This is a genomic window from Paenibacillus sp. GM2 (genome assembly GCF_900069005.2).
Classification (GTDB): domain Bacteria; phylum Bacillota; class Bacilli; order Paenibacillales; family Paenibacillaceae; genus Fontibacillus.
The window spans coordinates 2,609,038-2,623,490 of sequence record NZ_LN831279.1 but is presented as its reverse complement, the minus strand read 5'-3'; the positions used below and the strand labels follow the sequence as shown (position 1 = coordinate 2,623,490).

The following is a 14,453-nucleotide window of genomic DNA, read 5'->3' as shown; positions in this document are numbered from 1 at the left end:
TATAAAGCGCAGAATTCGGGGGCCCGAATCTGCGCTTTATTTTTTGCGGATAGTAAATCAGCGTCTACACCAGGTAGAACGAAACGCCAAGGATGGCATATACGGAAAGCAGCAGCAAGCCTTCATACCAGTTCGTCTGACCGTCCTGAATAATCGATTTGGCGATAAATACGGATACGCCGATAGCTGCAAGCTCGATGATCGTAAAGACGATGTCCATCGGTTTTCCGAACAGATGGCTGACGAAGATAAGGACAGGGGCGACGAACAGGGAGATCTGCAGACTGCTTCCGACGGCAATCTCCACGGCGGCGCCAATTTTGTTCTTCATCGCGAGCAGTACTGCAGCGCTATGCTCTGCAGCATTTCCGATAATGGCGACGACGAACGCACCGACAAAGATTTCGCTTAGGCCGAATTTCTGTGTGAATGTATCTAACGTATGTACAAGCCATTCACTAACGAAAGCAACCATGACTGTAGCAAGGATGAGATAGAGAATGGATCTTTTTTTCGACCAGGCCGGGCCGTGTTCTTCCTCTGCTTCCCATTCCTCCGGCTTGTGCTTCTCAACAACATCGCTCAAATATTTCTTATGTGTAATCATTGAGAAGATTAGCCAGAGAATATAAGCAACAATAAGAATCCCGCCTACGACAAGGCTCAGGGTGGTACGGTCTTCTTCGTGAAGCACATGGGTCTGCAGGAAGATAGCAGGGATGAATAGAGCGATGACCGCGACGATCATTAGAGAGCCGTTCATATTGGCCAGCGGAACATTGAAGTGCTGTACCTTGTATTTCAACCCGCCAGCGAACAGGCTTAGGCCGAGTACAAGCAGCAGATTACCGATGATCGATCCGGTGATGCTCGCCTTGACTGTATCGAACATTCCTTCACGAACGAGTAAAATACCGATGATAAGTTCTGCGGCATTGCCAAAGGTTGCGTTAAGGAAGCCGCCAAGCCGCTGTCCGGCATAGTGGGCGACACTCTCGGTTGCTTTGCCGAGAAACCCGGCTACGAAGATGACGGATATAGCTGAAATGATGAACTGAAGCGTATCCGGCCAATGAGCGTAGTGCCCTAGAGCGCTAAGCAGGAAGGTCAGGATTAGCAAGCCAGGTGAAATAAATTTTTTCATGAAATGCACCTCGGTATACAGGATTTAATGATGGCAGACTCAATTCATTTTTCAATTTAATATACCAACAATTGAAGATTATAATTCAAACATTTGATGTGGTCTATATATTTGCTTTACTTGGTCTTACCATATAAAATATAGGTAGTAGGTTGAAGGAGGGATAACCATGACCGAGCAACTGCAATTGGATATGGGTATGATTAAAATTTCAGATGATGTTGTATCCAAAGTCGCGGGTATGGCCGCCTTGGAAACACCGGGTATTGCTGCAATGTCCGGAGGATTGTCTGAAGGTTGGGCAAAACGGTTGAGTGGCAAGAACGTGCAAAAAGGCGTTACCGTAGAGGTCGGTCAATTGGAAGCGGCGATCGATTTGCGGATTATCGTTCTCTATGAGACTCCAATCCATGAGGTATGCCGCATGTTGCAACAAAATGTGCGGGAAGCCGTTGAGAGTATGACCGGGCTTAAGGTTGTTGAAGTCAATGTGAAGGTTGAAGGTGTAGCATTTAAAGACGATGAGGCATAACTGACAGATGATCAGAGTTATGGATTACATAGTTTTTGACGCTATCCAGCTTTCAGAATTGAATTAGAAAAAGACTGCGGATCTTGATCCAGCAGTCTTTTTTGAATAGAATTACATATTGCGGTGTCTGCGTTGATTTCGTTCGAATACGCTCTCTTCCTTGACCACAACCGATTTGGTTTTCTCCTGCTTCGACGGAAGCGACGATTCTCTGGAAATGCTAAGTACCATTCCCATGGCGAGCAGCATGACAACCAGCGATGAACCGCCATAGCTAATAAACGGCAAGGTTACGCCGGTAATCGGGATTGTACGAGTTACCCCTCCGATGTTGATGAAGGATTGAATGGCGATAAGCCCCATAATGCCAACGCCCAGCAATGTACCGAAGGCGCTGGAGCAGCGCAAGGAGACGAGCAGACCCCTCCATATAAAATATAGATAGAAGAGCAGGAACAAAAACGTGCCGATAAATCCGAACTCTTCACCGATGACCGAGAAAATGAAGTCATTATAGGCATTCGGCAAATAATGCAGCTTCTGAATACCTTGTCCAAATCCGGTGCCTGTCACTCCTCCGTGACCCATTGCAGTCAGCGATTGAATGAGGTTGTAGCTCGTATGCTGAGGATCTGCCCACGGATCAATATACGCTTTGATCCGGTCCAACTGATATTGGCTGCCTGATCCGGCGGATTCGCTAGGGGGATTAATTTTGTTCCATAGCGAGCCGATTCCCAGGACGATGCTGGCACCGAGAATCAGGAGCCCGATCGAACCGAGGATATGCTTCATGTTGGCGCCGCCGGCCAAAATAATCAACCCGGCTGTGGCTACAAGAATCATACAGGAACCCAAATCCGGCTGCAGCATGATGAGTCCGGCCACGAAGCCGACAATGACCATAACAGGAATATAACCGGTCCTCAGATCTCGGAATCGTTCTCCCTTCTTGGATATTAGAGCAGCCAGATACATAATCGTCGTAATCTTGGCCAGCTCGGTCGGCTGGATGCCCAGTGAACCGATCTGGAGCCAGGAACTGGCTCCGTTGATCTTGCTCATAAAGGGAACGATCATCAACAGAATAATAGCCAGGATGAATATCGGTGCGAAGAGCTTGCGGAATTTCTCATAAGGAATATTCATCGTAATAAACATTCCGAAGATGCCAACCCCCGCAAAAATGATTTGCTTCTTCGTAAAATATAAGGGATTATAACTGAATCTCTCACTAAATTGAGTCACGCTGGAGCTGGAGCTAAACACCATGACAATCCCGAATCCAACAAGCAATAAAGTCAAAATAAGCAACTGGAAGTCGGGTGTTCCGCGTCTAGGTCTATCTTGGCTGTCTTTCATCTATTGTTCGCTCAAGCTTCGAGCAGATCCTTTAGCTCGGTTAGTTTGCTATTGGCTGTCTTAATTACTTGTGCCGGGATCTCCGATTCGTATTCGAGACCGTGCGGGAAGGTAGCCCGCCCCATATATACGGCTTCGATAGCCAGAACCGTGTCAGGACGCTCCAGTTTGCCTTCAACGGCACGCGTATTAATTCGGAGGTAGTAGTCATCATTGTTGAATTCAATTTTGTAATCGTATGTAGCACGGTAATATTCCCATTGCCAGCGGATGAAGCCGACTTTCTCAGCGGATTCGTCCAAGTAAGCTAAATCGCTTTGTAATCCGTCTAAACCCGTATTTTCAACAATCATCGTCCAATATGCCCCCTTAAAAGTTCTCCTCTCATGATATTATGTTTCTACTACTTACGCAAGGTTTGATCAACACAGCTCATAGGGGGTTGCTGCCGCTTTCTTGCCCAACCCAGTATCCGAATAAACGGATTTTCTGCTACAATATAACTTAAATATTTTGCAAAGGTTTTAACGGATAACTTTTTGATACCTTACTATAAGGAAGTGATATGGTGGAGCTGGGAGATTTGGAGAAGCTGTTTGGAGCGATGGTAGAGCGAAGAAGACATCTGCACCGCCATCCGGAGCTGTCGTTCAAAGAGAAGGAGACCTCTGCCTATGTGGCAGGTATTTTGAAGGAACTTGGAATAGAGGTCACGGAAATAGAAGGGGGCTACGGGCTGGTTGGCCGACTGCGTGGCGCTTTGCCAGGCAAGACGATCGCACTTCGTGCTGATATGGACGCTCTGCCTATCCAGGACGAGAAGGAGTGCGAGTATGCCTCCGAGGTCCCTGGAGTGATGCACGCCTGCGGCCATGACGGGCATACCTCCGTGCTGCTGGCGGTGGCTGAATATTACAGTAAGCGGCTGCAGGAGCTGCGCGGGGAGATCCGTCTCCTGTTCCAGCCTGCTGAGGAGACCTGTCCCGGCGGAGCGGTCGGGATGATTGAAGCGGGGGCATTGAAAGGCGTTGATGTGATCTATGGCGTGCATCTCTGGACTCCGCTGCCGCTAGGTACGGCGGCCAGCGTTGCCGGACCGATGATGGCTTCGGTAGATGACTTCTTCATTGATATCCAAGGGCGCGGAGGCCATGGGGGGATGCCGCACAAAGCGGTGGATAGCGTCGTAGCCGGATCGTCGCTTGTGATGCAATTGCAGAGCGTGGTTAGCCGCTCCGTAGATCCCCTGCAACCTGCTGTAGTAACCATCGGCTCGATTCAAGGCGGAACGGCACAAAACGTCATTGCCGATCGCTGCCGTCTATCCGGGACTGCCAGATGCTTCGATGAGTCTACAAGACAGGTGATCCGCGAGCGAATCCATGCTCTGGTAGAGGGGATTACCCAATCGTATGGCACCGAGGCCCACATCCACTACATTACTGGCTATCCTAGCCTGGTCAATGATGAGGCAGAAGTTGATCGCTTCCAACGGGCCGTAGGCAAGGTGCCCGGATTACAAGGAGAGATCGCGGCGCAAATTATGCCGGCAGAGGACTTTTCCTATTATTTACAGCAGATCCCGGGCTGCTTCGTGCTCGTTGGTGCCGGCAATGAAGAGAAGGGAATTGTACATCCGCATCATCACCCAAGGTTTGATATTGACGAAGGAGCTATGCTTCATGCTGCGGCCCTAATGGTCTCCATGGCGGAGACTTATCAGGATGAGCATTAAGCTTACGTCAACCCGTGTTATTACAGCCTCGCCCTTAACGGGCGAGGCTGTTCGTATTAGAAGCATCGGTTTGCTGTCCCCGCTGACCCACACTATTGGCTATTAAGAATTGAGCTGTGTAATACGTTAGCATAATCAATATCCCGGAGTAGCTAACGTCAGAGATGAATTTGTTCCAGGCCAGGATTGAATCCGAAATAATAAATAGCGTACTGCCCATCATAGACCCTATATTTCCGCTCATAATGGACAACCAACCCATCAACAGGATGATCAGCAAGTAGATCATAACGGGAAGAATCAGCCCCTCGTTGTCGGTATTATGCATGGCTCGAACCAGTTGGTTCGCTATAAATCCTGCATAGATCAGAAACGGAATGATCGTACATAATCGAATCCATGAGAACTTCCATTTCGTGATGAAAGCGGCGATGTAGAACAGATGCCCAATCAGGAAAGCCGATAGCCCGATGACAAAATAGCTGAGCAGACCATCCCCCAGCATGCAGAAGAAAAGTCCAGTGATCACAAGCAGAGCATAACGCTTGTCGAGCCGGGATCTATGCAAATAAGCGTACAGCAGAATCAGCCACATCGGAATCAGCTTGAAAATAAGCGCAGAGCTTGCGAAGATGTAGATCAGCCCCATGATGAGAATGAGCACGGCCAGCGTTTTTTTGAACATATTGATACCTCCGGATCCTTGGAAGATAAAATCCTCTATACAGATATATATTGGGCGAGGGCGCAAACAGTATAACAATTCAGCATTCAGATGGATAACCGCCAGATGAAAATGCAGCCCCAACCAAGCGCTTGCAATGGGATATCTTCCGAAGCTCAGCCGTTTGTAAATGAAAAAAGCATCCGAACTCTCCTGTTGGAGGACATCGGATGCTGTAAGTCATACAAGAGAGTACGATTGCTTATCGGTTCCCGTACTCAAGAAAGCCGCAGAGATTGAACGTGATCGAATTTGTCTTGCTTCAATCGCTCAACGGAGAAAGTAATTGCTTCGTTCACATGCTCAAAGAAATGCTCTCCTCCGATCGTATAATACAGCCCGTTATGGACCAGGGTCTCTTTCACATGAGGCGGCAGTCCGGCGATCAACAGCTTGCCCCCTTGAGCTCTGAATTGATGGATAATACTGCGGAAATAAGCTTCGCCCGTCGTATCGATGAAAGGGACATTGCCCATTCGCAAAATAAGAAACTTCGGCTTCTGCTTAATATAGCTGGCGACCGTCTCATGAAAATCCTGTGCTGCTCCAAAGAATAAAGGACCTTCTACGGTATATACACTAATGGTTGGGGCGCTGCTGGATTCGTTCCATAGCTGGGTGATCTTCTCGCGCTTTTCGCGGAGATGGTTCGGCAGCGATTTTTTGACCGTCACGCTTTCGCTCATTTTCTTGGTGAATAGAAGCAGTGCAAGCCCAAGGCCGACTTCGACGGCGATGGTCAGGCTTGTGAGGACGGTAAGCAGGAAGGTGACGACAAGAATTAGCGAGTCCCCGGATTTCATCTTGAGAATATGCTTGAAGTGAGCCCGCTCACTCATATTCCAGGCAACGATCATAAGGATTGGCGCCATGCTTGCTAATGGAATCCGCGAAGCCAGCGGGGCCAGAAGCAGGAGGGTGAGCAGAACGAAAATTCCATGGATTACCCCGGACACTTTGGAGGTTGCTCCGCTCTTCACATTAGCTGCCGTACGAGCGATTGCCCCGGTAGCAGGAATCCCGCCGAACAGCGGGGTAATGATATTGGCGATCCCTTGGCCGATCAGCTCCCGGTTGCTGTTATGCTTCGTATTGGTCAGGCCATCAGCGACTACCGCTGATAATAGCGATTCAATAGCACCCAGCATGGCTATTGCAAAGGCCGGGCCGATTAAGAGCTGCAGGGTATCCCAGCTCACGGACGGTATTTGGAATTTCGGCAACGTGCTTGGTATAACCCCGAAGGTCGACCCAATGGTCGGTATACGGCCAGAGAATAACCACCCGGCAATGAGGCTGGAGACGATGATTCCGACGAGCGGGGCCGGTATTCTGGGCATGATGCGCGGCATAATGATCAGAATCGCCAGGCAGATCACCGCTGTAATCACGCTGTATATATTTATCGTGCCGATATGGATAGCGATTTCCTTCATGTTTGCGATGAAGGTCTCATGCTTCTCGATACCGATAAGCCCCAGAAAGTTGGCGATCTGACCTGTGAAGATAATAACTGCGATCCCGGAGGTGAAGCCGACCGTGACAGGCCTTGGAATGAATTTGATTAATGACCCTAATTTGAATATACCCAGAAGACATAAGATGATTCCAGCAAGGATGCCGGCGATCAGCAGATTCTGATAACCGTAGGTGAGCACGACACCGAGCAGGATCGGTACGAAAGCACCTGTCGGCCCTCCGATCTGAAACTTGGAGCCGCCGAACAGGGAGATCAGTATCCCGGCGATGCACGCTGTGTATATCCCGTACTCCGGCTTTACGCCGGATGCGATCGCGAAGGACATAGCAAGCGGAATCGCAATAACGCCGACAACGATGCCGGCGATTAAGTCTTTTTGTAATTGCTTGAGTGAGTATTTCTTGAAAATACCCGTAAACAGAGTATTCACAACTGAGCCTTCTTTCTTAAATTGTTCAATCCTGGTCTTCGTAAATAGAAATAATGTGGATCAGATGATTGTTGAAAATATCTTTGGTAATCACTAATAAATCGGCGACCATAGGGTCGACCAGAGAATACATGACCTGCTTGCCTTGCTTGACTCCGACCACGATATTTTTGGCCCGCAAAATACTAAGCTGCTGGGATACGGCCGAACCTTCGCTTTCCAGCAAAGTCTGTATTTCAGTGACGCTTCTTCCTCCTTCACATAGCAGCTCCAGAATACGAATGCGAAGCGGATGGGCCAACGCTTTGAAGAATTCAGCCTTGAACGCTTGCAATTGGGTATTCATAGAATTCCCCCCACCTTTCAAACCTTAAAGGGTGTGTTCAAAAGCGGACCTTTAAACAACCTCTTTAAAAATTCATATATTCAAATATCTTGATATATTATATTATCATGAAGTGTCAAAGTATGCCATGGGTGATTTTACATAAATAAAAGAGCTCGAAAATCAATTTCGATTTTCGAGCTCTTTGGCTATTGATAAATATCTTATTGTGCTTGAACGTATTCAGCCGATTTGATCCCTGCTTGACGGCCGAAAATAATGATCTCGGCAACGGAGTTACCGCCGATCCGGTTCTCGCCATGCAATCCGCCGACAACTTCGCCAGCCGCAAATAAACCTTGGATGGGTTCTCCGTCTTTATTTACTACTTCGGTATTGGTATTAATCTTTACACCACCCATGGTGTAGTGAATCCCAGGGCCGATTTTGATCGCGTAGAACGGTCCGCTGGACAGGTCGTTGTCCATGCCGGTTGTTCTGCCAAATTCAGCGTCCTTCTTGTCCTTCACGGCATTGTTCCATGTATCGAGTGTCGTCTTCAAGGAATCCGCCGGTACGCCCATTTCTTTAGCTAGAGCTTCGATTGAATCGCCAGCAAGGACAAAGCCCATCTTCTCATATTGCTCAATCGCTTTCGCGCGGGATTTCACACCGGAATCAAATACAAGGTAAGCCGATTTGTCCGACAGTTTGTTAATAGCTGCTGTTACTTTGTCGCGTGTATCCAGTTCATTGACAAAGCGCTTGCCTTCGTTAGAGACAAGGATAGAGCCCTCACCACGTACCACTTCTCCGATCAGATACGATTTATCTTGCTGTACGGTCGGGTGAACCTGGATTTGATCCATATCCACAGTCGTGCCGCCAAGCTTTTCAATCATTTGAATGCCATCGCCTGTGCTGCCTTCCTGATTCGTAGTAACGAGGCCTTCCAAGTCCGGGCGAACTTTGGAGATCATCTCCATATTAGAGCCGTAGCCGCCGGTTGTAACGACTACAGCGTCTGCAGTAATGGTCTTCTCATCTTTTTCATCAAAGAGAACCTTAACACCGTTGACCTTGCCGTCTTTTTCAGTAATTTCCTTCACAGTAGCATTAACGAACAACGGGATTTCCTTTTCTTGGACATTTTTAAGTAATCCGTTAGCAACGTATTGTCCAACTGCGGATCCATCTTCAGGACGGTGTGTGCGTTTCTCGCCCATGCCGCCGGTGATCGTAATATTATTCAATCGAATTCCGATGGAATCCAGCCAATCGATTGCGCTGGCTGAATTGTCCACGAAGAACCGAAGCAATTCTTTGTCGTTGGTGCCATGGCCACCTTTTAAAGTTTCCTCATAAAATAAATCATTGCTGTCCTCAATCCCTTGTTCCTTCTGGAACTTCGTCTCGGACGCGTTCATACCCGAAGACGCTTTAAGCGTATTCCCGCCGGCAACCGGCATTTTCTCAAAAATAACAGGGTTCAAGCCTTTGCTCTTGGCTTCAAGTGCGGCAGACATGCCTGCGCCGCCCGCACCGACAATGATGATATCGTATTTGTCCTGGAGCTGATCCAGTGGTGTGTAAGTCATTTTCGATGCGCCTGAGACAGCTTCATTGCCAGCGGCCTCTTCTGTTTTGGTGTCGTTCTGTCCTTGATTATCTTTCTTGTTCTGGTTCCCGCTTCCGCAGCCTGCGATAACGAGTGCGAAAGATAACATGAGAATCAGGATTGCTGCAGCTTTTTTCTGCATGGTTTTAACCCCTCCATTTTCTATTCTATTAGAACTTAAAGATGCGCATAAAAAAGGAGAGTGTAACTTGAAATGAGAAGTGGAAGATTAGTTCTTCACGGCCCATTTCATTGCGGTTATCCCCTCCTTCGTTTGCATTTGGCTTCTTTAAGATCCCTCTTATTGTAATATAGGATAAGAATAGACATAGTGATTTTATTCACAAACAATAAAATACAATATATGACAAACCGTTTGGAGGTTAGTTGATCTCTTGTTATGATAATAGTTGTTGTAATGAATAGGTTTCGTCTTTTTTCAGAGGGATTGGAAATGCTATAACTTAGGAGTTGCCATCGGGAGGAGAGAAGCTCCTGGTGGGTGAGAATAAATAATGAAGGAAGGTGCAGCGCTTGAATTCCGCTGGAGCATGTATTGTACAGAGGGACGGTACGGTATTGCTGGAGAAGAATCATCCCGGCTTTGAAGAAGCGCGGGCACAATTGATACAGATGGCTGAGCTGGTGAAGAGTCCGGCTAATTATCATACATATCGTATTACCCCCCTATCGCTGTGGAATGCGGCCGCCGGGGGGAAGTCTGCGGTAGAGATTGTGAATGCCCTGGAGTCGATCTCGCGGTGGGCGCTTCCTCCGGCCGTCATCTCAGATATTCAGGTGACGGTGTCAAGGTATGGAAAATTAAAGCTGCTTCCTGCCGAAGGCGAGGAGGGAATGTTATGGCTGGAAGCTGAGGAGGAAGAGGTTTTTCACCAGTTGGAGCTCGAACCCAGCTTGTCTTCCTTCGGGCTGACTCGCATCGGCGGGCTGCGCATAAAGCTCCCGGCTGCCTATCGCGGCAGCGTAAAACAGGAATTGGCCCGTTTGGGATATCCTGTGCTCGATCAGGTGGGGTATCATGCTGGTCAATCGCTCTCCTTTACCTTGAGAAATGTTACTTCGAACGGGGCTATGTTCAAGCTAAGACCGTATCAGGAGCAAAGCGTCGCCGCGTTCGCGAGGGATCAGGAGCAAGGCTCAGGAGGCAATGGTGTGCTTGTGCTGCCCTGTGGGGCAGGGAAGACGGTGATTGGTCTTGCTTCTATGGAACGGTTCCAATGCGAGACTTTGATTTTAACCTCCAGCGTCACCTCGGTACGACAATGGATTGCTGAGCTGCTGGACAAGACGACGCTCACTTCGGAAATGATCGGTGAATATTCTGGGGAGAAGAAGCAGGTTAGAGCAGTTACGGTTTCTACTTACCAAATATTAACGCATCGCAGCAAGAAGGAAGAAGGCTTTAAACATATGGGGCTGTTTAATGAACGGGATTGGGGCCTGATTATTTATGATGAGGTACATCTGCTGCCGGCACCGGTATTCCGCGCGACAGCGGATATTCAGGCGACCCGGCGTTTGGGATTGACGGCTACCTTGGTGCGTGAGGATGGCCAAGAGTGTGATGTGTTCTCTTTGATCGGGCCCAAACGCTATGAAGTACCGTGGAAGGAGATGGAGGAGCGCGGGTATATCGCTACGGTGTTATGCCGGGAGATCCGGGCAGCGATGCCGCCGGTTCTTCAGGAGCGCTACCATCTTGCCGGAGCCCGGGACAAGTTCAGGATTGCAGCGGAGAATCCGTATAAAATCGCTGTCTTAAAAGAAATGTTAAAACGTCATGCTGGACGGCAAATTTTGATCATCGGCCAGTATTTACAGCAGCTGCGCCAGGTTGCGGACGAACTGGATATCCCATTGATTACCGGAAGAATGCCGCAGGACGAACGAGAGCAGTGCTTCCAGGCTTTTCGCAGCCGACAAATTCAGGTGCTGGCTGTATCGAAGGTAGCCAATTTTGCTATCGACCTGCCGGATGCTGCAGTAGCCATTCAAATCTCGGGCAGCTTCGGCTCCAGACAGGAGGAGGCGCAGCGGCTTGGCCGGATTTTGCGTCCGAAGGCGGATGGGGAGACCGCGTATTTTTACACCCTCGTCTCGGACGGAACTCGTGAGCAGGAATTTGCTGCGCGCAGACAGTTGTTCCTGATCGAACAGGGATATGAATATGCGATCATGATGGAACACGGGGATCATTCTTTTAAGTCCGTTGGCTCCAAAAGTATTGAGGGGGTATCGGAAGCATGATCGAAGCGATAATTCGTAAATTCGCCGGTGCTCCGTTCACATTAAGCAAATTGAACGCTGCGGCAGTGGACAGCCTAAGCGGAGCAGAGCTGCGGGCAGCTCTGCCGGACATGCTTCGCAAGGGGCGGGTTGCCGCCGTTAAGAAGTCCTGGGGGGACAGGCTTTACTACATTCCCGGGGATGTATTAATTAACTACTGGAGCCATTGGGACAACCTTGATTCCGCCCGGGTGATACCTGGCAATATCACATTGCTTCAGGCTGCCAAGCGGGGGCTTGTGGCAGATTTGTTCCGCAGCCTGACTTGGATTGCCCATCATGGGCTGCCGCTTACGGCCAAGGGAACTATTCACCAGAAATCGCTGAATAAATGGTTGGAGCAGATTGAGCTGGCGGAGAAGGATCTTGTTGGGCTTGATCTGCATTACCCCCATCAGGAGGCATATCCGGCCCATGCCGCCGTGCTGCTTGATATGCTGCTAGCGCTCGGCCTGATCCGCAAGGAGCGGGGGGCCTGGAGCCTGAATGCTCATGAGCTGTCGGTATGGTTAGGCCGTTCTGCGCAGCAGATGAACGATAAGCTGCTTCGTGAGGTATTGCTACGCTATGTACCTGATGATGTTACTCTATCCCATTTCGCCTTCCGGCTGATCGCAGCGGATTTGGCGGAGCGACAATGGTATTCCATACGTGAAGTTTGCGCATCATTAACAGAGCAGCGAATGCTCCCCGGAGAGCTGCCGGAAGATAAGCAGTTATGGATGAGAAGCTGGCTGGAGGCCCTCAGCGGGATGGGCTGGATGGATCTTGGCGAGAGCCATGATGGAGAGCTTGTATTTCGCTGGAGTGTGAAGCCGGTATTTGTTCAACAGAATAGTGAGGTTAGTGAGTCTCAACTTGCCGCTGAGGCACTTTTCTATATTCAGCCGGATTTTGAAATTATCGTACCGCCGGAGGTTTCCTTTCGGGTGCGTTGGGAGCTTGAACTGTATTGCGAGAGCGTAACGATGGACGTCATGTCCATTTATCGGCTTAGCCGGACCAGCATCGCTGCTGCCACGCAGCAAGGAAGAACGGTCGAGGAAGCTATTGATTTTCTGCACAATGGCTCGGCTGGCATTCCTGATAATGTCTTGCTCTCCCTGAAGCAATGGGCCAAAGAGATGGGGCGGACTTCCCTTGCTGAGGTTCAGCTGCTTCGCTGCAAGGATGAGGAGGCGGCTGGCAGGATCACCGCCCATCCGGAGCTGATGGAGATGTTGGAGCCCATCGGTCCGCTCGCTTTTATTGTGGATCCCATTCAGCTGAACAAGGTGGAAAAAGCGCTGGAGGAACTGGGTCTGGCGCCGCCCAGACCGGGCCTTGGGCAAGCATCGCAGCCGCAGTATATACGGCTGGAGGCCGCTGCGGAGATAGCGGAGCAAGAAGCGGCTCCGAATCGGGACTTTGCTGACCTACCCGCCTGGATATACAATGGCCGCGATTACCAATTCTATGAACGGGACATATCCATACCCAAACGGGATCAATTATTCCCCGGAATGCAGGATATTCCCGCAGTGTGGTTGAAGGAATTAAGGAAATACCATCCTTCTACCGCGCGGAAGATCGCTCAGCAGGCCCTGGAGTGGGATACGAAGATCATATTGCGAATGGACGAGCAGCTGGTGGAACTGATTCCCGAGCGGCTGGAGGGAGATGAGAATTGGCGCATTCATGGTCTGCTCATGCCTCCAGACAGGAAGGACTCGGATAAGGCGCAACGTCAAGTTTCGCTAGGGCCGGAGCAATGGGAAGAGATGCGTATTCTTCTTCCGGAAATATAAGCCCCTTTTCGCTCAGGCAGAGAGTATGATATGATTATTTCGTCGACTATAGTTAATGAAGGAAGTCGCAGTAGGACGGATGAAATGACTTGTCGGCATATAATTGCATAGAATCGAGTTGATCATTCATGAGCGTAACTGAGCGAGTTACGGTTGATATGGCCGAAGTGCTAACATACGCCTATGAATTGGGCGATATGATAAATAACTCTACCGCCGTCTCCGATTATTTATATTGGAAGCAGCGTGTGGATGAAAGTGCGGAGATTCAGGCTCTTGTCCGGAAGCTGAACGCACAAAAGGAACTGTTCGAGGAGACTCAGCGGTTCGGACATTTCCACCCCAACTATCATGAAGCAAAGGATCGGGTTAAGGCGGTGGAACTCGAACTGGAACAGTTCGAAGCAGTAAGCAAGTTCAAGGCAGCCGAGGCTGAGCTTGATGGTATTTTGCATCAAATGTCAGAGATCATTGCTTATTCGGTTTCTGATACAATTAAGGTGCCAAGCAATGATCCGAATCCTTCAGACGGATGCGGTTGCGGGAGCGGCGGGAAATGCAGCTGCGGATAACAGCTGTACAAAGCAACGATTGAAGGTTGCCGCACTTTGAGCGGTGTGGCACCTGCATAGAATCAATCGAAAGGAGAGGAAGCATGTTTCCGGAGCGTACAGGCTACATTATTTGGGTAAACGATTTGAAGGCGGCTAGAAATTTGGAGAAATACGGGAGCGTGCATTACTTATCCCGACGGATGCATTATGTTGTGATGTATGTGAACGCGGAGCGTGCCGAGGATACGATCAAGAATATTCGCCGTCTTCCTTATGTGCGCAAAATCGAGCGTTCGTATCGCAACGAGATTAAAACGGAATACAGCAAGGACGTTCCGGATAAGACCCAATTCTACGGCTTGTAGAATTGAATTATGATCTGAAAAGCGATTGTGATTCTAAAGAGATGATTTATAGAAGCAGCGGCAGATTCGTGCCGCTGTTTTTTATTTTGT

The 14,453-nt window shown here is 49.2% G+C and carries 12 protein-coding genes and 1 pseudogene; 6 read left to right on the top strand and 7 right to left on the bottom strand.

Features of this window, described 5'->3' with window-relative positions:
• Positions 1–64 precede the first annotated feature (64 nt).
• Positions 65–1,144 (bottom strand): calcium/proton exchanger, encoded by a 1,080-nt coding sequence (cax, locus tag BN1360_RS21680; protein ID WP_068781951.1) that lies wholly within the window; start codon positions 1,142–1,144, stop codon positions 65–67.
• 169 nt (positions 1,145–1,313) lie between these two features.
• On the opposite strand from cax, the gene BN1360_RS21675 reads away from it, so the two are divergent.
• Entirely contained in the window at positions 1,314–1,676 is a 363-nt protein-coding gene (locus BN1360_RS21675; protein ID WP_068781950.1) for an Asp23/Gls24 family envelope stress response protein, read from the top strand.
• A 111-nt stretch (positions 1,677–1,787) separates the two neighbouring features.
• On the opposite strand, the gene ftsW is transcribed toward BN1360_RS21675, so the two are convergent.
• Together ftsW and BN1360_RS21665 are read right to left on the bottom strand one after the other, a co-directional pair.
• Positions 1,788–3,038, bottom strand: coding sequence for a putative lipid II flippase FtsW (ftsW, locus tag BN1360_RS21670; protein WP_068781949.1), 1,251 nt, complete (start codon positions 3,036–3,038; stop codon positions 1,788–1,790).
• An 11-nt stretch (positions 3,039–3,049) separates the two neighbouring features.
• Positions 3,050–3,391, bottom strand: coding sequence for a YugN family protein (locus BN1360_RS21665; RefSeq protein WP_068781948.1), 342 nt, complete (start codon positions 3,389–3,391; stop codon positions 3,050–3,052).
• Positions 3,392–3,603: 212 nt separating this feature from the next.
• Here BN1360_RS21665 and BN1360_RS21660 point away from each other — a divergent pair, with 212 nt between their 5' ends.
• The gene (locus BN1360_RS21660; RefSeq protein WP_068781947.1) at positions 3,604–4,773 is read left to right on the top strand and encodes an amidohydrolase; all 1,170 of its coding nucleotides are present in this window, start codon (positions 3,604–3,606) and stop codon (positions 4,771–4,773) included.
• A 34-nt stretch (positions 4,774–4,807) separates the two neighbouring features.
• On the opposite strand, the gene BN1360_RS21655 is transcribed toward BN1360_RS21660, so the two are convergent.
• From BN1360_RS21655 to BN1360_RS21640, 4 genes and pseudogenes are all read right to left on the bottom strand, one after another.
• On the bottom strand, positions 4,808–5,458 hold the full coding sequence (locus tag BN1360_RS21655) for a lysoplasmalogenase (RefSeq protein WP_069188400.1): 651 nt from the start codon (positions 5,456–5,458) through the stop codon (positions 4,808–4,810).
• 290 nt (positions 5,459–5,748) lie between these two features.
• Positions 5,749–7,407: pseudogene (locus BN1360_RS21650) on the bottom strand (SulP family inorganic anion transporter); the annotation flags it as partial.
• Positions 7,408–7,432: 25 nt separating this feature from the next.
• On the bottom strand, positions 7,433–7,753 hold the full coding sequence (locus tag BN1360_RS21645) for an ArsR/SmtB family transcription factor (RefSeq protein WP_068781946.1): 321 nt from the start codon (positions 7,751–7,753) through the stop codon (positions 7,433–7,435).
• A gap of 203 nt (positions 7,754–7,956) precedes the next feature.
• A complete protein-coding gene (locus tag BN1360_RS21640) occupies positions 7,957–9,492 on the bottom strand; it encodes a flavocytochrome c (protein WP_068781945.1) in 1,536 nt (511 codons plus the stop codon).
• 392 nt (positions 9,493–9,884) lie between these two features.
• On the opposite strand from BN1360_RS21640, the gene BN1360_RS21635 reads away from it, so the two are divergent.
• The 4 genes from BN1360_RS21635 to BN1360_RS21620 all read left to right on the top strand — a co-directional run bounded on the left by BN1360_RS21635 (position 9,885) and on the right by BN1360_RS21620 (position 14,363).
• Complete coding sequence (locus BN1360_RS21635) at positions 9,885–11,618, top strand: DNA repair helicase XPB (RefSeq protein ID WP_068781944.1); 1,734 nt, start codon at positions 9,885–9,887, stop codon at positions 11,616–11,618.
• Entirely contained in the window at positions 11,615–13,444 is a 1,830-nt protein-coding gene (locus BN1360_RS21630; protein ID WP_068781943.1) for a helicase-associated domain-containing protein, read from the top strand. The genes BN1360_RS21635 and BN1360_RS21630 overlap by 4 nt, the downstream gene beginning before the upstream one ends.
• Positions 13,445–13,572: 128 nt before the next feature.
• Positions 13,573–14,016: a YlbF/YmcA family competence regulator gene (locus tag BN1360_RS21625; RefSeq protein WP_068781942.1), complete on the top strand. Its 444-nt coding sequence runs from the start codon at positions 13,573–13,575 to the stop codon at positions 14,014–14,016.
• Positions 14,017–14,099: 83 nt separating this feature from the next.
• Complete coding sequence (locus BN1360_RS21620; RefSeq protein WP_068781941.1) at positions 14,100–14,363, top strand: YlbG family protein; 264 nt, start codon at positions 14,100–14,102, stop codon at positions 14,361–14,363.
• Positions 14,364–14,453: the final 90 nt, after the last annotated feature.

Bases quoted from the DNA above. Each gene is read 5' to 3' on its own strand.
- BN1360_RS21625 (WP_068781942.1), top strand. From the start codon at position 13,573: ATGAGCGTAACTGAGCGAGTTACGGTTGATATGGCCGAAGTGCTAACA.
- BN1360_RS21655 (WP_069188400.1), bottom strand. From the start codon at position 5,458: ATGTTCAAAAAAACGCTGGCCGTGCTCATTCTCATCATGGGGCTGATC.
- BN1360_RS21665 (WP_068781948.1), bottom strand. From the start codon at position 3,391: ATGATTGTTGAAAATACGGGTTTAGACGGATTACAAAGCGATTTAGCT.
- BN1360_RS21630 (WP_068781943.1), top strand. From the start codon at position 11,615: ATGATCGAAGCGATAATTCGTAAATTCGCCGGTGCTCCGTTCACATTA.
- ftsW (WP_068781949.1), bottom strand. From the start codon at position 3,038: ATGAAAGACAGCCAAGATAGACCTAGACGCGGAACACCCGACTTCCAG.
- BN1360_RS21620 (WP_068781941.1), top strand. From the start codon at position 14,100: ATGTTTCCGGAGCGTACAGGCTACATTATTTGGGTAAACGATTTGAAG.
- cax (WP_068781951.1), bottom strand. From the start codon at position 1,144: ATGAAAAAATTTATTTCACCTGGCTTGCTAATCCTGACCTTCCTGCTT.
- BN1360_RS21660 (WP_068781947.1), top strand. From the start codon at position 3,604: ATGGTGGAGCTGGGAGATTTGGAGAAGCTGTTTGGAGCGATGGTAGAG.
- BN1360_RS21645 (WP_068781946.1), bottom strand. From the start codon at position 7,753: ATGAATACCCAATTGCAAGCGTTCAAGGCTGAATTCTTCAAAGCGTTG.
- BN1360_RS21675 (WP_068781950.1), top strand. From the start codon at position 1,314: ATGACCGAGCAACTGCAATTGGATATGGGTATGATTAAAATTTCAGAT.
- BN1360_RS21640 (WP_068781945.1), bottom strand. From the start codon at position 9,492: ATGCAGAAAAAAGCTGCAGCAATCCTGATTCTCATGTTATCTTTCGCA.